Here is a 22,193-nt window from a genome sequence, read left to right on the forward strand (position 1 = left end):
AGCGGGACTATAGTGTCTGACCTACTTATGATTCGACATAAACTATTTTTTGAAATAAGGGTCAACGAATAATACTTTCCGTTGAATTTCTATTAATTGTTTTATTCCCTGTTCGGCAAGTTGAAGCATTTGGTCAAACTCTGTTTTCGTAAAAGAATTTTTTTCTCCCGTTCCTTGAATTTCAACAAACTTCATGCTTTCCGTCATTACGACGTTCATATCTACTTTTGCGGAAGAATCTTCATCATAAGCCAAATCAAGAATAGGGACATCGTCTACTATACCGACAGATATTGCGGCCAGGGCTTCTTTTAAAGGAGAATTCGTAATCCATCCTTTTGATATCATATGCTGGACGGCATCAAAAAGAGCTACCCAACTTCCGGTAATTGCTGCGGTTCTTGTCCCCCCGTCCGCTTGTAACACATCGCAATCAACAGTTATGGTAAAATCTTTAAGTCTCGGTAAATTAGTAACGCTACGAAGTGCTCTGCCTATAAGTCTCTGAATTTCGTGAGTTCTTCCGTGATTCCTTTCACGGGAAACGCGTTCTTTGCAACTTCTTGGTAACATACCATATTCGGCGGTAATCCACCCCGAATTGCTTTCCCTTAAAAAAACGGGAACTCTGTTCTCTACCGTAGCGGAACAAACAACTACGGTGTTACCGACTTGAATAAGACAGGACCCTTCGGCATCCTTAAGATAATCTTTTTCTATTTTTATTGGTCTGATTTCATCAATCTTTCTATTGTCTTTTCTCTTCATTTTTTATCTCCTTAAGTTTCTGTCAGACAAGAATGCCTGCCTGACGGTAGGCAGGTCTGACCTACTGTTCCTATACAGCTAAATTTGATTCACCCTTCGTCGAAATAATAGCATTTGAGATGGTTCTATTTTCTATAACCACATCTTCATATATTATAGAGTTTGAAATCGTAGAATTTTTTATAACTACATTTTTATCAATACTTACAAAAGAATCTATATTTGAATTTTCAATCTTGGCCGTTGGATGGATAAATACTGGCGGTTTAATTTTAGAACTGCCACAGGGTGGAACCGTATACTGAAGTTTATTCAGTAGTTTCTGATTTGTATCCAACATTGATTCTACTGTCCCGCAATCAAGCCATTCGTCTATTATGAAAGTATTAAATTTCTTCCCTTTATCAATCATCAACTGCATTGCATCCGTGAACTGGAATTCTCCTTTTGTGGTTTTGCCTTTTTTTATATTTTCTTCTATACACTCAAGCATAAGTTTTGTATCTTTGATAAAATTTACACCAACTATTGCTAAGTTAGAAATCGGGGTATCCGGTTTTTCAACGAGTCTTTTTGCAATTCCGGTTTTATCCAATTCCACGACTCCGAATCTCCTCGGGTCTTCTACGCTCTTAACTCCAAGACAGGCATCTGTTTTTGTATTCACTGCGCCGGCAAGGTCTGCCTCAAAAACCGTGTCCCCATAAATAATTACAGATGGGGCATCTTTTACTACATCTTTCGTAAGCCAGATTGCATGCCCGAGTCCAAGAGGGTCTTTTTGTTCTATATACGTGGATTTGAAAGAGTAATTTTCCTTTATATATTTTTCTATTTTATCTGCCATATAACTTACGATAAATACAACTTCATCCGGGAACGGATGCAAATCTTTTTTTAACTTATCCAGAATATGTCCGATAATCGGTTTTCCTGCAACCATTAATAAAGGTTTAGGTAAAAGATATGTATGCGGCCTGAGTCTTGTGCCGGAACCTGCAACAGGAATAATTACTTTCATTTTATATTACCTCTTAATAATTCCGAACTTACTTTTCTAACTCTTTTTTTAATCCCTGTATTCTCTCAACGGGAGTCGGGTCTATTCCTCTTAAAATTGCCAACCAGTAAGAAGCCCAATCTCCTAAATAAACAAGATAAAACATTCTTGCTAACAGGGAATCGCCTTTTGACGCTATCTCCTGGATTCCAACATACGGAGCAAGTATGCGACTTGTAATTTCTATCCTTTTGAAAACTCTTTTGTTATAACTTTTGTCTGTTAAAATCAAAAGCATAGAATCAATCTTGGGGTTTTCGAAACCTACTATTTCATTATGATTAAGTTCGGGGAAAACGTTAAAATGAGCAAGCACTTTAGCATTTTCATTTAACTGTGTAGCCCATCTTTTTGCTACAGGTTCAAACTGGGAATCGCTATAAATTATTGGGAATCTATTTAACAGTTTCTGTGCTATCGAAAAAGGCAAGGAATTTTCTTTAGAGAATTCTTGTGCCAGATTTTTAAGAGTAGTTATCGTTTCTTTTAATTCCGAAGTTATATCTTTTATTATTCCCATTTTTTCTAACACAACGAGCATAGGCGTAAACATCCATCCCGATGCGCATCTCGGTTGATATCCCGCCGGGACTTTTACTATATAGGGAGGATTTAGCCTTTCAACTTCACCGCCCGATGTTATGCATATAATATTTTTGGTTTTCTTGCATACTTCATTATAAGCGCTTAATGTCTCTTCCGTGTTACCCGAATAACTTGAAACAAAAACGATACTATTTTCATTAATAAATGTTGGTGCAGTATAATCTCTATTTACGATAACAGGTATTTGAACTTTATCTGCCAGGTATTTTGCAAGCAAATCACCTGAAATTGCAGAACCGCCCATTCCACAAACCACAATATTTGCAGGATTTTTTACTTCGGGAACTTTTACGTTTTGTGTCGCTTTTATTGCATCTTCAAATTGAGTCGGGAAATCAATCAAAACTTCTTTCATACTGTACCTCCTCGTTCTTTTAGTATTTCTCTTATCGCCGGGATTTTTATTATTACTTCATTTATAAAAGTTTCCATTTCGGTTATGGTTTCTATTTCCAACGCTTTAGTAGCAATTTCTCTTGCTTCTTTCATAGACAAACTCCTGACGATTTTCTTCACTTCAAGAAGTCTTATCGGGGCAACGGAAAGAACATCTATTCCCATTCCGATTAGGATTGGAATGGCAATCGGTTCTGCCGCAAGTTCGCCGCAGCAACTAACCCATTTCCTTGCTTTGTGTGCTTGCTCAATGGTTGATTTTATTAGTTGAAACACGGCTGGTTGTAAAGGATTATAGGAACAATTTACCTTTGGGTTTGTTCTGTCACAGGCAAGAGTATACTGGAACAGATCGTTTGAGCCTATGGAAAGAAAATCTGCTTCCTGGGCAAGAGGTCTTGCGATTATGGCCGCCGCCGGAACTTCTATCATTACGCCAACGCCAATATTTGAGTCGTAAGCTATTTTCTCGTTTTTAAGTTCAGTTTTTGCTATCTCTATATAGAATTTAGCAAGTATCAACTCTTTTACTTCGCTTACCATTGGTAATAATATTCTGACGTTGCCTTTTTTGCTTGCCCTTAAGATAGCTTTAATTTGTGCAATAAATAATTTTTTATTTGCAAGAGAATACCTTATCCCTCTGCAACCGAGAAAAGGATTTGATTCTGTAAATTTAAGGTCAGCGGTAAGTTTATCGCCGCCAATATCTAAGGTTCTTATCACTACAGAGTTTGGATACATTTTTTCTGCAATGTAATTATATATTTTATATTGCTCATTTTCGTTGGGTAGTTGTTTACTTGTTAAATATAGGAACTCCGTTCTTAATAAACCTACCCCGGCCGAATTGTTTTGTATTGCCATGTCGACTTCTTCTATCACATCTATATTACAGGAGATATCTATTGAATTCCCGTCTAATGTCTCTGCAGGCAAAGAAATCAGGTTTTTAAGTTCTTTGCCGTATTGTTGAAACCTTTTTATTTTTTTATCGTAAGTTCTTAACGTAGCCTCATCGGGGTCGATTATTAATACTCCCTGATTACCGTCGATAATTACGGTGTCATTCATATTTATCAATTTAGTGGCTTCTTTAAGTCCCATTACTGCAGGCATTCCTATTGCTCTTGCCATTATAGCCGTATGAGAATTTTCGCCGCCAAGGTCGGTTGCAATTGCGATTACGTTATCAGACAAAGAAGCTATTTCAGATGGCGTTAGTTCTTCTGCAATAATTGAGTGTTTCGTCTGCATAATATTGCTTTTCTTTGGCTTATAGGTTAAATTTCTCATTAACCTTGTGGTTACGTCTTTTATGTCGCTTATTCTTGCTTTAAGATACTCGTCTTCTATTTTATTTAACCTGTATAATATTTTACTCGTTGTCTGTTCTAGCGCCGCTTCTGCCGTATCGCCTTTTTTTATGAGGTCAATAGTTCCATCTATTAATGTTTTGTCTTCAAGAACAAGAAATTGGGCTTCCAGTATTCTTGCCCGGGAAGCGTCGGTTTTTTTCAGAAAATCTTGCTGAATAACCAGTATTTCTTCTTTTGTTTTTTGTATTGCCAACTCAAATTTACTTATCTCGTAAGCTTTCCCTTTGCTCTCTCTAATGGGAACAAAGAATTTTTCTTCTTCGTAAAGGACTGCTTTTGTTATAATTATCCCTGGCGAAGCAGGTATTCCCCTGATTATTTTATTCCTCATCAAAACCTCTTTCTATGATATCCACAATAGTAGTCATAGCTTTTTCTTCGTCTACACCGTCGGCCGTTATTTTAATTTTTGTGCCATTATATGCTTCAAGCAACAATAATTCCATAATGGATTTTGCGTTTACGGATTCCCCGTCTTTTTCAAAAGTTATGTTTGATTTGTATTTACTTGCTGCCTTGACAATCATCGTTGCCGGTCTTGCATGAATTCCTAACTTATTTTTTATTACGATATCTTTTTTTACCACTTTAATTTTAATTTCTAAGGAAATTTCTTACAGATATATTCTATATTCCAATCGGAGTATGTTATGGAATTACTTTGCCAATTACAGATTTTTCAATAGTCATCTCTGCTTTTGGCGAAGCGGATATTTGTATAGTAATAGTAGTCTTATCTATTTTAATTACCGTTCCGTGAATCCCTCCGGACGTTATTATTTTATCTCCATTTTTTACATTCTTAATCATATCCATCAATTTTTTTTGTTGCTGTCTCTGTGGGAATAGTATAAGAAAATAAAATATAACCATTATAAGAATAAGTGGAACCATAGTCATTAAAGAACTTCCTTTTTGTGGCGTTCCGGTTGCCGGCGCTGCCATTGCAAACATATTTGTAGTTCCAAATACCATCGCGAGAAGTGTCCCAAGTTTTTTCATTTTTCTCCTTTACAAACCCTTAATCCATTTAGGGTTTGTTATTCCGTTTTTGCGGGGGTTCAATCCCCTACCTATAAAGGAAGGCAGGCGGGTTGAAAAACCCATATTTCTTGTTTTGCGGGCAGTTTTATTTCTGCAACTGTCCCTGCCTGTTTTATATTTGTTTTACTTTTTATAAAATCTTCCAGATTTGAAATCGGAAGTGTTGTCCCGGACGTTTTGTAATGCATAGGCACTACAATCATTGGTCTCAGAGTGTCTACAACTTTTTGTGCTTCTTCTGAAGTTATCGTATAAGTTCCTCCTATAGGAATAAACAATACGTCTATTTTCCCAATATTATTTTTAAGTTCAGGCGTAATTAAATGTCCCAAATCTCCCATATGACAGAAAGTTATTCCATCTGCTTTGAATATAAAAATGGTATTTTTCCCTCTTTGTGAACCTGAAAAATTATCATGATAAGACGAGATACCGTTAAAGGTTATTCCGTTTGTTGCAGAAACTCCTATCCCATTTATAATGGTTGGATTTCCCGGAATATCATCCGTATAATTATGGTCCATATGTTCGTGGGATATGATAACAATATCCGTTTTTTCCGTTATAGGATTGTATTTTATCTTTCCCCCCAGGCCATCGGACTTATAGGGGTCAGTAATTATTTTTATTCCTTTTTCCGTCTCAAAAAGAAAACTTGCATGAGCCAAATACTTTATTTTCATATCCTTTTTATGCCCCTGTCTGTCGTCAGGTAGGTTTGCTAATCCTATACCTTTTATTTACAAGTGTCAAGAATAAAATACCCTTAGTCTCTTCGTCTTCTTCGTTTATTTTTAAATTTCCTTTGACAAACTTCTTTTTTATATTCATTAATATATATATATTATGATTGCGTTTACATTAATAAATTTACTTATAAATGCCAATATTAATACTGTTTGGGCTTGGGGATATGGTGGCGATGGACAGCTTGGGAATAGTTATTCCCAAATACAGATTATCCCTGTTAAAACTAGTAATATTACTGATCTTATTGCAGTATCTGCCGGCGCATGGCACTCGCTTGCATTAAAATCTGGCGGCACGGTCTGGGCCTGGGGAGACAATATCAGGGGAGAACTTGGTGATAATTCTATAATAGACCGAAACGCTCCCGTTCAGACTATCAATCTTACGGGTATTATTGCTATTGCTGCAGGCTCAAAACATTCAATTGCTTTGAAATCCAACGGCACAGTCTGGACTTGGGGACGAAATGATATAGGACAGCTTGGCGATAGTTCTAATATCCAACGAAATGCACCTGTTCAAGTTAAAAATCTCACAGGTATTATCACAATTGCAGGCGGATGGTCTCATTCTCTCGCATCTAAATCCGATGGCACGGTATGGGGATGGGGATTGAATGATATGGGACAACTCGGCGACACTTCCATTTGTCAGACAAATATTCCGGTTCCGGTTGAAAATATAGACAGTGTTATTTTGGTTGCTGCAGGGGGGAAACATTCCCTTGCTTTGAAATCTGACAGTACAGTATGGGCATGGGGTGACAATGATTTCGGGCAGCTTGGCGATAATTCTACTATTCAAAGTGATACTCCGGTTCAGGTCAAAAACCTTAGTGGCATTCTTACAGTTGCAGGTGGATATTACCATTCTCTTGCTTTGAAATCTGATGGTACGGTATGGGCATGGGGTGACAATACTTTCGGACAGCTTGGCGATAATTCTACTACGCAAAGCGATACTCCAATTCAGGTTCAGAACGTTATTGGCGTTATTGCAATTGCTGGTGGATACGGGCATTCCCTTGCAGTTGAATCCGATAATACAGTCTGGGCTTGGGGACGAAATGATATGGGACAACTGGGAGATAATTCTACTATAAACCATATTACTCCCGTTCAGACACAGAATATGGATGGGGCTATTGCAATTGCAGGTGGATACGGACATTCTATTGTATTGGTAAATCCTGTGCTGGGAATTGAGACTGAAAAAACAGAACTAACGGAATTTAATATAACTCCTTCCATCATAAAATCCGGTTCTAATTTCACTATTAAATATACTATTCCGGATATAAGTGAAAAAAGCCCTGTTTCTATAACTATCTATAATATCCTCGGACAACAGGTGAGAAAACTTGTTGATAAACAACTCTTTTCCGGTAATGGTGTAACAACCTGGAACGGACACAATGAAGAAAATAGACTAGTAAATCCCGGTGTCTACTTCTGTGTCTTGCAGGCAAATATCAGGAAAGTAAATAAAATTCTTATACTTAATTAATAGGCAAGCTAATAATAAAATGAAAAAACTTCTTCTTGTCTGTGTTATTTTAGGAACTAAAAATATTTTCGCTGGGGCACCGGATACTATGTGGACAAGAACTTATGGCAAACCTTATCCCTATATAGATGCCTATTCAATTTGTCAGACAAATGACGGAAATTTTATAGTCGCAGAACCGGGTGTTATGAAAATAAAACCTAATGGCGATACAATATGGACAAGAAGTTACACTGTTGGTAATTATGCTTATTGTTATTCGGCTTCCCAGACAGAAGACGGAGGATTTATTATTACAGGATTTACATACTCAAATAATTACGATGTTTATCTTGCACGAACAAATACTATTGGTGATACAATGTGGACAAAAATTTATGGCGGAGCTAACGGTGATGAGGGATATTCAGCACTCCAGATGAAAAACGGTGGATTTATAATTGCAGGCTATACAGGCTCTTTTGGTCCCGGAAATAGGGTTTATATCATAGGAACGGACTGCAACGGAGATTCTTTATGGGCAAAAGCTTTTGGCGGAACTACTTATTCTTGCGGGTGTTCAATGTGTGAGGCACAGGATAGTGGGTTTGTAATTGCGGGAGGGAAAAACAATAGTAGCGTTTACGTTGTAAAGATAGATTGTACAGGGGATACAATGTGGACTAGAGCCTATGGAAGTTGTACTCGTGGTGCTTATTCAATTTGCCAATTCTCTCCGGAAAGGGATAGCGGTTTTATAATTGTAGGAGACTTAAATGCCGGCAGAGGAATTTATCTCTTAAGAATAAATTCCAATGGCGACAGCGTCTGGACAAAAACTTATTCTAAAGAGAGCACTGCTGGTTATTCAATTTGCCGGACTCAGGATGGTGGATTTGTTATCGCAGGAGGAACATACGTAGCTTCTTCCTATGATGATTATCTTTATCTTATGAAAACAAATTGCTATGGCGATAGTCTTTGGACGGGACGCTACCGTACGCTTAAGTATCTTACCTATTATTATGATTGTAGGGGATATTCGATTTGTCAGGCAAAGGACGGCACTCTTATCGTTGTAGGAAAGGCAAGTCATAGTGATAACTATGTTTATGTTGTGAGGTTCAAACACGAAATAGCTGCAGAAGAATCCAATACTCCTACTGTCTTTTCCTGCAAATCCTATCCTAACCCCGTATCTTCAAACTTATCTGTTGAGTATAGTCTTCCCGGTTCAAACACATTATCAGAGCAAGAAGTTAAATTAACAATTTACGATATCTCAGGCACTCGTATAAAAACACTGGTTAATGAAACCCAGCCAATCGGAAAACATATAATCCACTGGAATGGTAAAGATGATGCAAATCGAAAGGTTTCTGCGGGTATATACTTTTATTCCCTGTCTGCCGGCAATTACAAATCAATTAATAAGTTTATTCTTATGAAACATTAACCCAAAAATGAATAAATATCTATTATTCGCAGTTCTGTTTTCTGTTAATTTGTATGGGCAAACCAAATGGACTAAAACTTTTGGGGGAAGCTATGACGATGTCGGATATTCGGTAGCACAAACCACGGACAGCGGGTATGTAATTACAGGCTATACAAACTCTTATGGTGCAGGTAGTTTGGATGTTTATCTGATAAGGACAAATACTGATGGTAACTGTTTATGGTATAAAACTTTCGGCGGAAGTAGCGATGACGAAGGATATTCTGTATCACAGAATACTGATGGCGGATATATAATTGCAGGTTCTACAAAATCTTATGGCGCAGGCAAAAGAGATATATACTTAATAAAAACTAATAGTGTTGGTGACTCCTTATGGGCAAAAACCTATGGTGGAGGAAAAGATGATATCGGGTATTCGGTAGCAAATACCTCTGATGGTGGGTACATAATTACCGGTTCTACAAAATCTTATGGCGCAGGCGGAATAGATGTTTACTTAATAAAAACGGATAGCCTCGGCGATACTTTATGGACAAAAACTTTTGGTGGAATCGCTAATGATGCGGGACGTTCGGCAGTACAAACAAATGATGGCGGATACATTATTGCAGGCTGGATTAGTTTTTATGGTGGAAATTATGAACAGGTTTATTTAATAAAAACTGATAGTCTAGGCGACACTTTATGGATAAAAAATTTCGGAGGCACTAACAATGATGCCGGGTATTCGGTAACGCAAACTACGGATGGCGGATATATTATTACAGGATGGACAACTTCTTACGGTGCGGGCAGAGAAAATGTTTACTTGATAAAAACAAATAACATCGGTGATACTCTATGGACAAAAACTTTTGGCGGTAATTACGCTGATTGTGGGCAATCTGTAGCGCAAACAACTGATGGAGGGTATATAATTGCAGGACATAAAATACCTTCCAGCACAAGCAAGTATGATATATGGCTCATAAAAACAGATATCTCAGGGAATAAACAATGGGATAAAACGTTTGACGGAACTTATAATAAAGATGATTATGGATATTCAGTCCGACAAACTTTCGATAATGGTTATATAATTGTAGGAGCAACAAGCAACTCTTCTTATTCTCCATACTACACTAACGTGTGGCTTATAAAAGCAGATTCTCTCGGAGTAGTTAAAAAATAAAACCTTTTAATTCCAATGAGATATTTCCCTGTGCGATAGATAAACTTTTCTATAAGCCAAAACAAATGAATAAATATCTCATGTTTCTAACCCCATTTTCTTCTTATAGTTTATTTTCTCTTGACTTTATAAATAGTTAATTTTATGGTCATCAATAATTCAAAATAACAAAATTAAGATAAAAAGAGGTGCATTATGGGTATAATATTTTGTTTGATTCTTTCCGTGAAAGTTACGGTTTATAATTCTAATCTTGCTCTTGTTAAAGATACAAGGGAATTTAATTTTAAGCAGGGGCGCCAAACCATAGATTTCAAAGAAGTTGCTTCCTATATAGACCCTACTTCTGTTGGTTTTAATTCGCCTGACGTAGAAATACTTGAACAGAATTACAGGTATGACCTTGTAAACACTGCAAAGTTACTTGAAAAATATATAGACCACGATATTACTATTGTTTTGAAGGACGGGAAACTTGAAGAGGGTAAATTGCTTGCATCTGATGAAAAAAATATAACAATACTATCTTCTAAAGGCATAAAAATTCTTAGGTTAGAAGAAGTTGTGCATACCGGTTTGCCTGAACTACCGGAAGGTTTAATTACAAGACCTACCCTTAATTGGTTAGTGAATGCTAAATCTTCGGGAGAAAAGAAATGCGAAGTCTCATATCTCACGAATAACATAAACTGGCATTCAGAATATATTGGAATATTAAAAAATGATGAAATGGATTTTTCAGGATGGGTTACTGTAGATAATAAATCAGGAGCGACATATAAAGATGCAAAACTTAAACTTGTGGCAGGTGATGTTCACAGAGCAACTTCCGGAGCAAGGGATTATGGTGGCAAAGCAGAATTTGCTGCATATGAAACAGCTGTCCCAAGGGTTGAAGAGAGAGAATTTTTTGAATATCATATCTATGAATTAAAAGACCAAACTACTATAAGAGACCGTGAAGAGAAACAAATTATATTTGTTCCACAAACTACGGTTAAAACTAAAACCGTTTATGTTTGCGATAACGGCAGATATGGTTCTAAATCAATAGAAGTAAAGTTAGAATTCAAAAATTCTGAACAGGATGGTCTGGGTATTCCGTTACCAAAAGGCAAGGTAAGGATATACAAAGAAGATAAGGATAAAAGTTTGGAGTTTGCAGGAGAAGACTGGGTTTCTCATACTCCCAAAGACGAAGAAGTCTCATTATTGATTGGTAATGCTTTTGATTTGGTGGGCGAACGAAAAATGTTAAAGGAAAATAGGATAACCGACAGAACCACTGAACAGGAAATAGTAATCATATTGCGGAATCACAAGAAATATGCGGTTAATATAAAGGTTATTGAACATATTTCCGGGGACTGGAAAATTTTAAGTAACTCGCACAAATGGGAACAAAAAGATGCGAATACTATTGAGTTTTACCCATCGGCAGAACCAAATTCTGAAGTAAGAGTCAACTATAAAGTAAGAATAAGTTGGTAGAATTTTATCGTAGCATTAAGGAGTTCCCTGACTTTTTAAAAAACGAGTAATTTTTTCTATATTTTCTAAGTTCACGCCACTATCTATTATTATGCTTTTCTCAACCGGTTTTGTTAATATTTTCACCTGTGTCCGTTTTTTATCTGTTTTTTGGATATCAAACAGAATCATATTTTTATTGAATTTCCCTATCTCGATTTTTATTTTGCCTTCTGCCGGTTCGGCATTGACAACATTATACTTTTTTATAAACCCGGGAGACGCAAGGCATAATTCAAATGTCTTATCGTAAGGGATATCCAATTCTATATTTCGTATATGCTGAACTCCCATAGCTCCTTCAAACATTTTAATGCCCATTTTTTTAAGTTTATTTTGTACTGCCATCTTATGGGATAGTAATGTCATACCGGTACCGGAAAATATTCCACCGGATAATGCACCAACAATTGAGCAATGTATTTTAATTTTAATCTCCCCCGGGAATGCTACTAAGAACCATACTCCCATAGTTATTCCAAAAGTAATTGTGGTGTAAAGAAATATTTGTAAAAGGTATTTGTTGTTCTGAACAGGCAGAATATCAAATTCCGCCTTGAAGTTCCGAACCCTTATATGCTGGAAAAATGCCCACTCTAATGCTTCCCATAAAAAGGACATTATTAATCCTGCAACCAATCCCATTATAATTCCATTTAATCCATATTCATCAATAAATACCCATTCAAAAAATATTATTAAAAGTATCCCTGATAAAAATATATCCCGGATAGATTTGAAAAATTTCACCGTGCCTCCTGATCTTTTAATGTTTTTTTATCAATAGGTATTATTGTTTAGTAACGCTTAAAGGGCTATAATATCTTGAATCGTGTCATAACTTATTCCACGTCTTAGCAGAAACCATACAAGTTTTTGGTTTGCTTCTTTTTCCGGCAATTTATTATGTGAGCGTCTCCATTTTTCTGCAATATGTTTTGCAGTATCAAGTTCAGAAACGCCTGTTTCATCAAAAGCTTTTTTTATTATTTCTTCTGAGATTCCCTTTACCTTGAGTCCGGATTTTAACCTAAAGCGGCCATAAGCATTTTTATAGCTTTCCAACCATAATTTTGCATACTCTAAATCGTTCAGTAATCCTAATTTTTCAAGTTCAACTATTACTTCATTAATATATTTTATTTCATATTCTTTTTGTTTTAACTTCTCTATCAATTCCTTTTTTGACCTTGCCCTATAAGATAAAAGAAGTAACGCTTTTTCTTTTATTTTGTGTTTTTCTTCTTTTTGAATAATGTCTTTCAGTTCTTCGGGGGTTATTTTTTTCCCTTCTCTAAGATAAAACTCAAATACAACCTGTTCATTTACCCCTGCAACGAATTCGTCGTCTATGAATATTGAATATCTCTTTGATTTATGTTTTTGTTGCTCTATTTTTGTTATTTTCATTTCTTAATGCAAATTAATGCAAATTTTTGTTCCTATGTTAGCTTTGATTTTTTTAGCGCAATTTCCATTTGGGAGAGATATTTCCAGAAAATCCGCACTACCTTTTATGGCAATAGGGGAGACTCCCGTGTAAGATTTTTTTAGCCCGGTTATCGTAAGTCCCTTTATCATAACTTTTACTTTCTCCGACAATTTAGTAGATTCAACATTTGTTATAAGATTACCAAAACTATCAACATCAATAATTTCTCCTTCAATGGTATTCTTGTTTGTTTGGGGTGCAGGTATTTTAAAGGATGTCCATTTCTTAAGTTCTTCTCCGAGTTGAGTAATTTTAATTCCTTTGCTCAGTTTTGTGGCAACAGGAGCAAATACATCCCTGCCGTGAAACGTGTTGCTTATATCCTTGGAAATAGATTTTATTTTATAGACTCTACATCTTTCACAAGTATATACCCAGCTAAATACTCCATTATCAGGTCCTACAAAATAATAATCATTTGTTTTAACAATTATAGGCATTCGGTTTGTTCCGACCCCTGGGTCAACAACGACAAGAAAAATTGTATTAACAGGAAAATATTTATACGCAGTAAATAATCTGAATGCGGCTTTTTTTATATCACCTTGTGGGATAGAATGAGTAATATCAACAAACCGTAGTTCCGGATTTGTTTTTAACATTACCCCTTTCATTAGGGCACTATATGTATCCTCGATCCCAAAATCAGTTAAAATAGCAATTATCATATTATTCTTCTCGACTTGACCATTATGATTCGTTTCTTGGAAGGTGTCAAGAAATTAAAACTATGTTTACTGGCAAAGTAAAATATCCCCCCCCATAATTTTAAAAACAATAAATGGACTTGACAAGACGAATGAAATATTATAAGAATATAATAGGAAGAACAGAATATGCAAAGAACGTATTACAAGGTGTGGGTTATATGTATAGCCCTAGTATTATTGGCTATTACTCCATATTCTGCTTTTTCTGATGAAGCCAGTCAGGGGCAGGCAGCATTTTCTACAATTGAAATTGGGTTTGGCGCAAGAAATGCATCTATGGGAAATGCAGTGTCCGGACTTAGCGATGATATAAATGCCATATGGTGGAATCCTTCAGGGTTGGGACAATTACAATTAGGCGAAGCAAGTTTATCTTATCACTCATGGTTCCAAGGGTGGAAAGATAGTTACGGAAGCGTAGGATACAATACACCAAAAGGATATGTTGCTACTGGTTTTATATACTCTGATGTTTCAGGAATGGAGATGTATACGGGACAAAATCAAAAGTTGCCGGGAACTTATAAAACTTACGAATCTATTTTTTCTCTGGGCTACGGGAACAGGTGGAAAAAGAATCTTTACTATGGCGCAACTTTATTGGGTTTCTATGTTAACTTAAATGATGATATTGGTAAGGCAGTAGCAACAAACTTAGGTGTCCTATGGAAACATAATAGAAATGGAGTAGGAATATGTATACAGAATCTCGGGACAACGGTTGAGTATTATTATAAGTCCTCTGATTATTTGCCAAGAACTTTAAGAATTGGAGCCAACATATCTCCTATTGATAAAATGAATACTTTATTTGAAATTGCAATACCGCAATTCGGGGGAAAGAATGTTGGCATAGGTTTGGAATATTGGCTAAACGATATGATAGCGCTAAGAGGTGGATATCGGACAATAGGATCGGAAGGGGGCAAGTACTTTGAGGCAATCGATAAGATAAGTATGGGTTTTGGAATAAAATATAAAAATATTGGTTTTGACTATGCCTATGCTAATTGTTGGGACTTAGGGATGGTACACAGAATAACACTCGGGTATGTATTTGGCAGCCCTGCTAAAACAAGAACCGGAAACATTATAGTAAAAGTTATAGATTCCGAAACTAAAAAGCCATTACAATCAATAATTATAATTAGTGGAACTGTATCCGACACAGTGCTTACATCAGGCAAAACAGGCACAAGAACAATGGAAAACGTGCCAATAGGACAGATAATAATAAGAGCAGAAAAAGACTTTTTTACACCAAAAGAAGATACCTTAACGCTTGGTTGGTATGATACGAAAAAATTAGAAATAGCTCTGAAATATACTGGGCCTAAAGATGTTCCTCATGAAAGAGCAGTAAAAGGAATATTTGGTAAAGTAACGGGGAGTGATACAAAATTACCTGTCAATGCTACGATAACTTATAAAGGTCCGGAAAGTGGATCGGTTACAACTGACTCAAGCGGATGGTATGCAGTGGATAATTTATTGCCAGGCGATTATACGTTAAATGTAGAATCCAACTCGCATAATTATTTCCCACAGGTTATAGAAAATGTAACTGTACAGAAAGGCAAAGCGACACTAACCCACTGTGACTTAACAAAAGTAAAAATAATGAGACTTTATTTTGAAAGAGACCGCGCTTATGTACATCCTAATGATTACCCTGTGCTTGACAATATGGCATCTTTTGTGCAAAAATATCGCGAAAACACATTTGAAATAAATGGTCATACGGACCCCAGACCAACAACAAAATTCAAGAGCAATAAAGAATTATCTTACGCAAGAGCTAATTCAGTAAAAGAATATCTTATCTCTAAAGGTATACTTCCTTACAGGCTTTCTGTAAAAGGGTTTGGGTCGGATCAACCGATAGCATCCAATGAAACTGAAGAAGGAATGGCATTCAACAGGAGAATAGAAATCGTAATGAATCCTCCAACTACACCTGTAACACCAACTGAAACTATTCAGGATCCAACTAAAACAAAAAGTGTAAAGGTTTTGGATTCTTTGAAAACAAAATCCAATACTTCAAAGTCAACTAAAACAAAAAGCGTACAAAATTCCGATTCTCTAAAAACAACACCTGCTATAACAACACCATCTGACTCAACAAAAGAATCTCCTTCAATTAAAAAAGGGAAAAAGACTTCAAAGAAGAAATAAACTCCGGCAGTTAATTAAACCAAATCTAACCCCTATTTGTTCCTTCTGAACATACCGTGCGTATATTATTTAAGCGGATTTGTTAGTCTGCCGATAAACAAAATACTTCCTGAACGAGTATCCCTGATTAAAAATATAAAAGGATGATCTGCACGAAAGACAGGAGTTTGTTGTGTGGGCATTGAACATTTTGTCATTACTACAGCAGTTGCGGCCGCTGCTTCAGTGCCTTTTTCGTTCACATCTACAAAAGCCTTATGAATTACTGCGGAAATAAACAATTCTTTCTTTTTGTTCATTCCTGAAAAATCTGCAGGCGGCAAAGAGAAAGCATCAGACATCCCCATAGATTTAAGGACTTCTGCCAGGCTAAATTCCGAAGTCATTTTAAATTTTGGAAAATAGATTTTGACTTCCTGATTCTGAACACTTTCTATCCACTTATTTAAACTGTCTAATACAAACGAGTTTTCCACCTCGCCAAGTCCATCAATTTTTTTGGGCAACAAGACAAACATCGATAAATCATCGCCCTTGTAGGGCAATTCAATTGCCTGAAATTTATCGGTTTCCATAAAATTAAAATTTTCTTTTTTAAACATCATCGGTACTTGAAGTTTTTTCTCCGGGTTTATATAAAATGGAGCTTCTTTTGTTTCATTTTCATCAAACTCATTAATCCAATTGCCTTTAAAATAAATTGCATTGGTTAGAACAAGGCGGGTATTAGCATTAAGAATTCCCGGTTGAATAAGGTCTTTGATTTTGTTTTTAGTTTGCTCTTCAACCCAGTTGTTAATAGTTTTGCGTGCCGATTCGGTGTTTCCAAAATCAATTTTTTTGAATCCTGCCCCATAATTAGTTTTTGTAACTTTGATGAATTTGTTGAGAAATTTATATCCTTTTTGTCCCCATAAAGCATTGGCAATATTCAACTGGTAGTTTTTATTTTTACTCTGGGTTTCAAAAATTAAATTCTTAAATACCGGGTGTATGCTTGTCGAATCTAATAAGTTGAAACGCAGAACTTCTGCCATTTGTTTTTGAGTGTTCGCTTTTGCACCGGCATAAGTCATTGCTAATGCAGTTGAAATGCTATATGGGGAAAAGAATAAATTGCCTTCCTTGCCTTTCAAATTCTCATAAAGCTCAAGCGCAAAAGTATTATTCCCTTTAACCAATAAATCTTTTTTGTTTACAACCGTTTCATTTGAAAAAACATTTCCCGTTATCAGGGCAACAATAAATGAACCCATAAAAAGTTTATAAATTCTTTTCATATTTTCTCCTTTTATTAGAAAGCTACATATCAGATAGTTTTGATATTTCTGTCATTACGCCCGGGACGTCTTTATTTTTCGGGTCAAGCGCAATAAACTTATGCCAGGCTATTATTGCTTTATCGTAATCGTTCTTTTGTCTTAAAAGTATTCCGAAATTAAAATATGCAGTTGCTAAAATAGGGTTATATTCAAGCGCCAACGAAAGGCTGTATTCTGCGCTTTTAAAATCCTTGTTGGTATAGTATTTTGCAGCCAATGAAAGCAAAGTATTTGCTCTTTGAACCATATCATATTTATTCAGCAAAGGGATAAGCATATCTTTTGCATTAAGATTCGGAGCTATTGCAAAAGCTTTTTTTAATATTCTTAAAGCTTCCTCATCGTCATTTTTCATTGCATATTTTGCATATAATAAAAGGGCATCGGGGTAATCGGGATATTTTGCAAGCACTTCTTTGATTATGTATTCCGGGTTGTTGCGATTTTCTTCAAACATATTCGTAACCCATTCAAAACCGTTTATGTCCATAAAATTTGGTTGATTCGTGTCGGAGATAGTATTAGTTCTGTTTGTTAAAAGGTAAAGATTATACCATATTATAGGGTCGTATCTTGAAAGGATAAGAGTTTTTTCGAAAGTACGAAGTGCTTCTTTTGTATTTTTTTGTCCCGCATACCATATGCCAAGTTCATTGTTTAATGCGGCATCGTCCGGCAAATAATGTATTCCTTGCATAAGCGTTTGAGAAACTTTATCGGGTAAATTCTCTTTTCTGTATAAAGAAGAAAGTTTTGAATATACCGAAGAATAAAGCGGTTCAAGTTTTAAGGCGCATACGAAAGAAGATTCTGCTGCGCTAAAATTTCCCATACTTTGATATACGTTTCCCAAATTATAATAAAGCGCTTCGTGAAAAGGAAGAAGCGCAATTGATTTGTTGAAATATTCGATTGCTTTTTTATATTCGCCTTGTTTGTAGGCGATTTGTCCCATATCCGAATATATAGTATGGGATAAGGTGCTGAATTTTATAGACTTCTGATAATAAGTAAGCGCGGATTCTTTATTTTTATTCGTGGTCAATGTAGCTTTGGTTACATAAATATCGCTCATTAAAGTGCGAAATCCTTTTGAAATAAAAAACAAAGAAATAAGGCAAATACATAATGTAAAAAATTGTTTGTATAGTTTGATTTTTCTGCCATCGGATGGTGAATTCGTCTCAACGAGAAAAGCGGTTTTCTTTTCGCAGGTAAGACCAATCAGAACAAAAAATATTGCTCCTACAACAGTCCACTCGCTAAAAGGAATATCAATTAAACTGTTTATGAAAATGCCTACCACACCTGCAAATACTCCCATTGCAAGCAACCTGTCAAAACTGTGCGTTTCTTTGATTGTATGTTTGAAAGAAGACATTAAACTTATTATAAAAAATAGAAATAATCCTATTCCAATAATGCCCGTATCTACAAGAATCGTAAGATATTCGTTTTCAGGATAACCGGGATTTCTTAATATAAAATTGGGATTGGCAAGCCATAACTTGTCGTATTTTTCTTTGGTTTCTATTTTACTCAGGTGTTTATTGCTATAATAAAGAAAGCCATTAGGACCAAAACCTGTCAGTGGTTTGTCTTTTGCCATACTGAAAGATGTCTCCCACAAAAGAGTTCTTGCTATGGCTCCAGTTGGCTCGCCCATAATTTTGCTACGTTTTGTTAAAACAAAAAGGGAAATTATTACAAGTATGCCTGCTAAAACAAAGAACAGGTTTTTCTTATATAATTTAATTTTATTTTTTGCCTTGTTGTCAAGGATGTTCGCAAAGAAGATTATGCTGATAAGGGTAGCGATTATAAAACTAATCCAGCTTCCCCAGGAATTTGTAAAAAGAAGGCATGCAAACCCAAGTAGAAAAATCACTGAAAACATATTTCTGAGCATTGTTCGTGTCTCACTCAGACTTAAAATCATACTTAACGGTAAAAACAAAAGGCTATAGCTTGCCAATGCGTTTGGATTTCCAAGGGTAGAGAAAACCCTTTTTCCAAAGCCTTTTTCCCAATGCAGTTGTTCCCAGTTAATATGGATAATGTTTATATACTGCAATACTCCGATGAGGCTGACTATTCCGAAACCGGCAAGGGCAGAAAATATAACAAATCTTTTATTGCCTGTAAAATTAACAGCGGAAAGAAATAAAACAAAATAAGTAAGTAAAAGGTATACCCGTTCAAGCCCATAGTATTTATTTGGGTTAAAGCATAACAATGTAAAGTTTAATATCAAAAATAATCCCCAGAATAAAAGCGGAGTAGAAAGCATAAATTCTTTTTTTTCGCGGGATAAAAAGGTCAGGAGCATAAACGGGATAAGAAACCAGATTATTATTTGTTTCGGGATGCCGTACCCTTCATAAAAAGATGGGATAACCAAAAGAGGTGGAATAATAAAAAACAAAGCAAAGCAAATATCCTGAAGTTTTTTCATAATGTGTTAATCTAACAGAACTGTGTTCAGTATAATTAAAAATAAACGTTTATGTCAAGAAAAAAGGAGGAAGTTCAGATTACAGGGAGAGAAAATATTGATTGTATATCCAAAAGATTTGCAAGTTGGTATTACACATAGACTCTAAATATTCTAAGACTAATGGCAAGATTATTTTATTTAAATAAAAATGGATAAGCTACAATATAGATTATTCTTGACATATTGCCAGTATAAGCTTAAATATAGAGAATATGGGAATTCGTGAAAAACTGAAATATGCGTTTGCAGTTCAACCGGAAGAAGATGCGTTAACTCTCGAAGAAGAGGGAATATTAGACAATCTTGCAATTGGTATAAGAAAGCGCAGGTTTGATGTCATAGCAATCACATTTCTGGAATCCGTTAAATACTTGAATTTTATCGGCTCACAGGCAATGTTGTTTTTTGAACCTATAATAGGTAGCGTATTCCCGAACGAAATGTATCCTAAAATAAGAAAAATATTGGAAAAAAGATGTAGCATTGAGTATTTAATTCAAAAAATAGAAAGTTTAGAAATAAGTCAAAAAAAGCAAAATAGCGAAGGAGTAATAAAAAATGGAACTAAAAACAATACTTGCAACTGATTGTGGCAGCACAACTACCAAAGCCATCCTTATAGAAAAAATAGGAGACGAATACAGGTTGGCATTCAGGGGGGAAGCTCCTACAACGGTTGAAGCACCTTTCGAAGACGTGACCCGCGGCGCACTTAATTCAATAAGAGAAATAGAAGAACTTGCCGGCAAGAAAATTCTTGATGGCGAAAAAATTATAAAACCCCGTAAATCCGATAAAGAAGGCGTAGATATATATGTTTCTACTTCATCGGCAGGAGGCGGGCTTCAAATGATGGTAGCAGGGGTAGTAAAATCTATGACTGCCGAATCAGCATCCCGCGCAGCACTTGGCGCAGGCGCAATAGTTATGGAAACAATCGCTTCAAACGATGGAAGGTTGCCGCACCAGAGAATAGAAATAATGAGACAATTAAGACCGGATATGATATTACTTTCAGGCGGCATAGATGGTGGAACGGTTTCTCATGTGGTAGAATTGGCAGAGCTTATAGGAGCAGCAGAACCGAGACCGAGATTTGGAGTAACGTATTCTTTGCCGGTTATATATGCGGGAAATAAAAACGCAAGAGAAGAAATCAAAAAAGTTCTTGAAACTAAAGCAGCATTATCAATAGTAGATAATCTCAGACCCGTTCTTGAACGTGAAAATCTTATACCTGCCAGAAATGCAATACATGATTTGTTTATGGAACATGTTATGGCGCATGCTCCCGGGTATAAAAAATTAATGGAATGGACGGATACGGCAATAATGCCAACCCCGGGCGCAGTAGGTTCACTTGTTGAACTTGTTGGAAAGAAACAGGGCATAAACGTATTGGGAGTTGACATAGGTGGAGCAACTACGGATGTATTTTCGGTGTTTGAAACAGTATTTAACCGTACGGTATCGGCTAATCTTGGAATGAGTTATTCCATATCAAATGTATTAGCTGAAACGGGAACGGATAATATATCAAGATGGATACCTTTTGATTTGCCAGAAAAAGAATTACGTAACAGGATAAGAAATAAAATGATAAGGCCGACCACTATTCCGCAGACTCTCGATGACCTCAAAATGGAACAGGCAATTGCACGCGAAGCTATAAGATTGGCATTTCAACACCATAAAACTATGGCAGTAGGATTAAAAGGAGTCCAGCAGATAAGAACAATCTCAGATACGTTTGCCCAAAAAGGTACGGGCGAATCACTAATTAATATGATGGATTTGGATATGATAATCGGTTCCGGCGGAGTCTTATCGCATGCTCCCAAGAGAGTTCAATCTGCACTTATGATGATAGATTCATTTTTGCCCGAAGGGTTAACGAAATTAACTGTGGATTCCATTTTTATGATGCCTCATTTAGGTGTATTGGCGACGGTTAATGAAAAAGCAGCCGTAGAAGTATTTGATAAGGATTGTCTCATAAGGCTTGGAACGTGTATCGCGCCTATTGGGACTGGAAAAGAGGATACTCCTTGTGTCCAGATAAAAATAGGTAACGAAGAAGTTAAAGTGTCATTCGGGGAAATTGTGCTTATACCTTTTACCGGGGAGAAGGAAGTTGAAATTACACCGACCAAAGGATTTGATGTAGGTGCTGGGCATGGGAAAAAACTTGTAGCTACGATTGAAGGTGGAGAAGTAGGGCTTATTATAGATGCAAGAGGAAGACCGTTAGTTCTTCCTACGGATAAGAGCAAGAGAATAGAAAAACTAAATAAATGGTATAACGCTCTCGGGCTTTACAAATATTCGTAAGGTAAAATACTT

19 protein-coding genes are annotated in these 22,193 nt (G+C 36.1%); 7 read left to right on the top strand and 12 right to left on the bottom strand.

All coding sequences use genetic code 11. The features are described 5' to 3' along the window. Window positions 1-42: 42 nt before the first annotated feature. The 7 genes from rph to WC614_03365 all read right to left on the bottom strand — a co-directional run bounded on the left by rph (window position 43) and on the right by WC614_03365 (window position 5,936). Window positions 43-768 carry a ribonuclease PH gene (rph, locus tag WC614_03335; protein MFA5032033.1) on the bottom strand — a complete coding sequence of 242 codons (726 nt, stop codon included), beginning with the start codon at window positions 766-768 and terminating at the stop codon, window positions 43-45. Window positions 769-838: 70 nt separating this feature from the next. Then, window positions 839-1,789: a sugar phosphate nucleotidyltransferase gene (locus WC614_03340; protein ID MFA5032034.1), complete on the bottom strand. Its 951-nt coding sequence runs from the start codon at window positions 1,787-1,789 to the stop codon at window positions 839-841. Window positions 1,790-1,817: 28 nt separating this feature from the next. Next, complete coding sequence (locus WC614_03345) at window positions 1,818-2,789, bottom strand: bifunctional phosphoglucose/phosphomannose isomerase (protein MFA5032035.1); 972 nt, start codon at window positions 2,787-2,789, stop codon at window positions 1,818-1,820. After that, complete coding sequence (ptsP, locus tag WC614_03350; protein ID MFA5032036.1) at window positions 2,786-4,540, bottom strand: phosphoenolpyruvate--protein phosphotransferase; 1,755 nt, start codon at window positions 4,538-4,540, stop codon at window positions 2,786-2,788. The genes WC614_03345 and ptsP overlap by 4 nt, the downstream gene beginning before the upstream one ends. Next, on the bottom strand, window positions 4,530-4,796 hold the full coding sequence (locus WC614_03355; protein MFA5032037.1) for an HPr family phosphocarrier protein: 267 nt from the start codon (window positions 4,794-4,796) through the stop codon (window positions 4,530-4,532). The genes ptsP and WC614_03355 overlap by 11 nt, the downstream gene beginning before the upstream one ends. A gap of 61 nt (window positions 4,797-4,857) precedes the next feature. Then, window positions 4,858-5,211: a preprotein translocase subunit YajC gene (gene yajC / locus WC614_03360; GenBank protein MFA5032038.1), complete on the bottom strand. Its 354-nt coding sequence runs from the start codon at window positions 5,209-5,211 to the stop codon at window positions 4,858-4,860. A gap of 71 nt (window positions 5,212-5,282) precedes the next feature. After that, on the bottom strand, window positions 5,283-5,936 hold the full coding sequence (locus WC614_03365) for an MBL fold metallo-hydrolase (protein MFA5032039.1): 654 nt from the start codon (window positions 5,934-5,936) through the stop codon (window positions 5,283-5,285). 163 nt (window positions 5,937-6,099) lie between these two features. Between WC614_03365 and WC614_03370 the strand changes: the two genes are divergently transcribed. The 4 genes from WC614_03370 (at window position 6,100) to WC614_03385 (ending at window position 11,612) form a co-directional block, all read left to right on the top strand. Further along, the gene (locus tag WC614_03370; protein ID MFA5032040.1) at window positions 6,100-7,509 is read left to right on the top strand and encodes a hypothetical protein; all 1,410 of its coding nucleotides are present in this window, start codon (window positions 6,100-6,102) and stop codon (window positions 7,507-7,509) included. Between the two features lie 19 nt (window positions 7,510-7,528). Next, window positions 7,529-8,944, top strand: a complete 1,416-nt coding sequence (locus tag WC614_03375; GenBank protein MFA5032041.1) for a T9SS type A sorting domain-containing protein — start codon at window positions 7,529-7,531, stop codon at window positions 8,942-8,944. Between the two features lie 7 nt (window positions 8,945-8,951). Next, complete coding sequence (locus tag WC614_03380) at window positions 8,952-10,121, top strand: hypothetical protein (GenBank protein ID MFA5032042.1); 1,170 nt, start codon at window positions 8,952-8,954, stop codon at window positions 10,119-10,121. A 195-nt stretch (window positions 10,122-10,316) separates the two neighbouring features. Further along, window positions 10,317-11,612: a hypothetical protein gene (locus WC614_03385; GenBank protein MFA5032043.1), complete on the top strand. Its 1,296-nt coding sequence runs from the start codon at window positions 10,317-10,319 to the stop codon at window positions 11,610-11,612. 15 nt (window positions 11,613-11,627) lie between these two features. On the opposite strand, the gene WC614_03390 is transcribed toward WC614_03385, so the two are convergent. From WC614_03390 to WC614_03400, 3 genes are read right to left on the bottom strand one after another with little or no spacing between them, the layout of a single operon-like run. Continuing rightward, entirely contained in the window at window positions 11,628-12,401 is a 774-nt protein-coding gene (locus tag WC614_03390; GenBank protein ID MFA5032044.1) for a hypothetical protein, read from the bottom strand. A gap of 57 nt (window positions 12,402-12,458) precedes the next feature. Then, window positions 12,459-13,061 carry a RecX family transcriptional regulator gene (locus tag WC614_03395; protein MFA5032045.1) on the bottom strand — a complete coding sequence of 201 codons (603 nt, stop codon included), beginning with the start codon at window positions 13,059-13,061 and terminating at the stop codon, window positions 12,459-12,461. 3 nt (window positions 13,062-13,064) lie between these two features. Next, on the bottom strand, window positions 13,065-13,811 hold the full coding sequence (locus WC614_03400; protein MFA5032046.1) for an SAM-dependent chlorinase/fluorinase: 747 nt from the start codon (window positions 13,809-13,811) through the stop codon (window positions 13,065-13,067). Between the two features lie 168 nt (window positions 13,812-13,979). Between WC614_03400 and WC614_03405 the strand changes: the two genes are divergently transcribed. After that, a complete protein-coding gene (locus WC614_03405) occupies window positions 13,980-16,031 on the top strand; it encodes a PorV/PorQ family protein (protein MFA5032047.1) in 2,052 nt (683 codons plus the stop codon). Window positions 16,032-16,096: 65 nt separating this feature from the next. Here WC614_03405 and WC614_03410 read toward each other — a convergent pair whose 3' ends face one another. Then, window positions 16,097-17,311, bottom strand: a complete 1,215-nt coding sequence (locus WC614_03410) for a serpin family protein (GenBank protein ID MFA5032048.1) — start codon at window positions 17,309-17,311, stop codon at window positions 16,097-16,099. 22 nt (window positions 17,312-17,333) lie between these two features. Further along, window positions 17,334-19,808 carry a tetratricopeptide repeat protein gene (locus WC614_03415; GenBank protein ID MFA5032049.1) on the bottom strand — a complete coding sequence of 825 codons (2,475 nt, stop codon included), beginning with the start codon at window positions 19,806-19,808 and terminating at the stop codon, window positions 17,334-17,336. A 254-nt stretch (window positions 19,809-20,062) separates the two neighbouring features. On the opposite strand from WC614_03415, the gene WC614_03420 reads away from it, so the two are divergent. Continuing rightward, window positions 20,063-20,437 (top strand): hypothetical protein, encoded by a 375-nt coding sequence (locus tag WC614_03420; protein MFA5032050.1) that lies wholly within the window; start codon window positions 20,063-20,065, stop codon window positions 20,435-20,437. Further along, window positions 20,409-22,181, top strand: a complete 1,773-nt coding sequence (locus tag WC614_03425; GenBank protein MFA5032051.1) for a glutamate mutase L — start codon at window positions 20,409-20,411, stop codon at window positions 22,179-22,181. The genes WC614_03420 and WC614_03425 overlap by 29 nt, the downstream gene beginning before the upstream one ends. The last annotated feature ends 12 nt before the right edge of the window (window positions 22,182-22,193 follow it).

It is taken from the genome of bacterium (genome assembly GCA_041649255.1).
Classification (GTDB): domain Bacteria; phylum Hydrothermota; class UBA3073; order JACQXS01; family JAQTXJ01; genus JAQTXJ01.

What these genes read in the sequence shown, in the direction of transcription:
- WC614_03380 (MFA5032042.1), top strand. Translation starts at nt 8,952, where the DNA reads ATGAATAAATATCTATTATTCGCAGTTCTGTTTTCTGTTAATTTGTAT.
- WC614_03425 (MFA5032051.1), top strand. Translation starts at nt 20,409, where the DNA reads ATGGAACTAAAAACAATACTTGCAACTGATTGTGGCAGCACAACTACC.
- WC614_03405 (MFA5032047.1), top strand. Translation starts at nt 13,980, where the DNA reads ATGCAAAGAACGTATTACAAGGTGTGGGTTATATGTATAGCCCTAGTA.
- WC614_03370 (MFA5032040.1), top strand. Translation starts at nt 6,100, where the DNA reads ATGATTGCGTTTACATTAATAAATTTACTTATAAATGCCAATATTAAT.
- ptsP (MFA5032036.1), bottom strand. Translation starts at nt 4,540, where the DNA reads ATGAGGAATAAAATAATCAGGGGAATACCTGCTTCGCCAGGGATAATT.
- WC614_03400 (MFA5032046.1), bottom strand. Translation starts at nt 13,811, where the DNA reads ATGATAATTGCTATTTTAACTGATTTTGGGATCGAGGATACATATAGT.
- WC614_03415 (MFA5032049.1), bottom strand. Translation starts at nt 19,808, where the DNA reads ATGAAAAAACTTCAGGATATTTGCTTTGCTTTGTTTTTTATTATTCCA.
- yajC (MFA5032038.1), bottom strand. Translation starts at nt 5,211, where the DNA reads ATGAAAAAACTTGGGACACTTCTCGCGATGGTATTTGGAACTACAAAT.
- WC614_03420 (MFA5032050.1), top strand. Translation starts at nt 20,063, where the DNA reads ATGGGAATTCGTGAAAAACTGAAATATGCGTTTGCAGTTCAACCGGAA.
- WC614_03365 (MFA5032039.1), bottom strand. Translation starts at nt 5,936, where the DNA reads ATGAAAATAAAGTATTTGGCTCATGCAAGTTTTCTTTTTGAGACGGAA.
- WC614_03375 (MFA5032041.1), top strand. Translation starts at nt 7,529, where the DNA reads ATGAAAAAACTTCTTCTTGTCTGTGTTATTTTAGGAACTAAAAATATT.
- rph (MFA5032033.1), bottom strand. Translation starts at nt 768, where the DNA reads ATGAAGAGAAAAGACAATAGAAAGATTGATGAAATCAGACCAATAAAA.
- WC614_03410 (MFA5032048.1), bottom strand. Translation starts at nt 17,311, where the DNA reads ATGAAAAGAATTTATAAACTTTTTATGGGTTCATTTATTGTTGCCCTG.
- WC614_03340 (MFA5032034.1), bottom strand. Translation starts at nt 1,789, where the DNA reads ATGAAAGTAATTATTCCTGTTGCAGGTTCCGGCACAAGACTCAGGCCG.
- WC614_03385 (MFA5032043.1), top strand. Translation starts at nt 10,317, where the DNA reads ATGGGTATAATATTTTGTTTGATTCTTTCCGTGAAAGTTACGGTTTAT.
- WC614_03395 (MFA5032045.1), bottom strand. Translation starts at nt 13,061, where the DNA reads ATGAAAATAACAAAAATAGAGCAACAAAAACATAAATCAAAGAGATAT.
- WC614_03345 (MFA5032035.1), bottom strand. Translation starts at nt 2,789, where the DNA reads ATGAAAGAAGTTTTGATTGATTTCCCGACTCAATTTGAAGATGCAATA.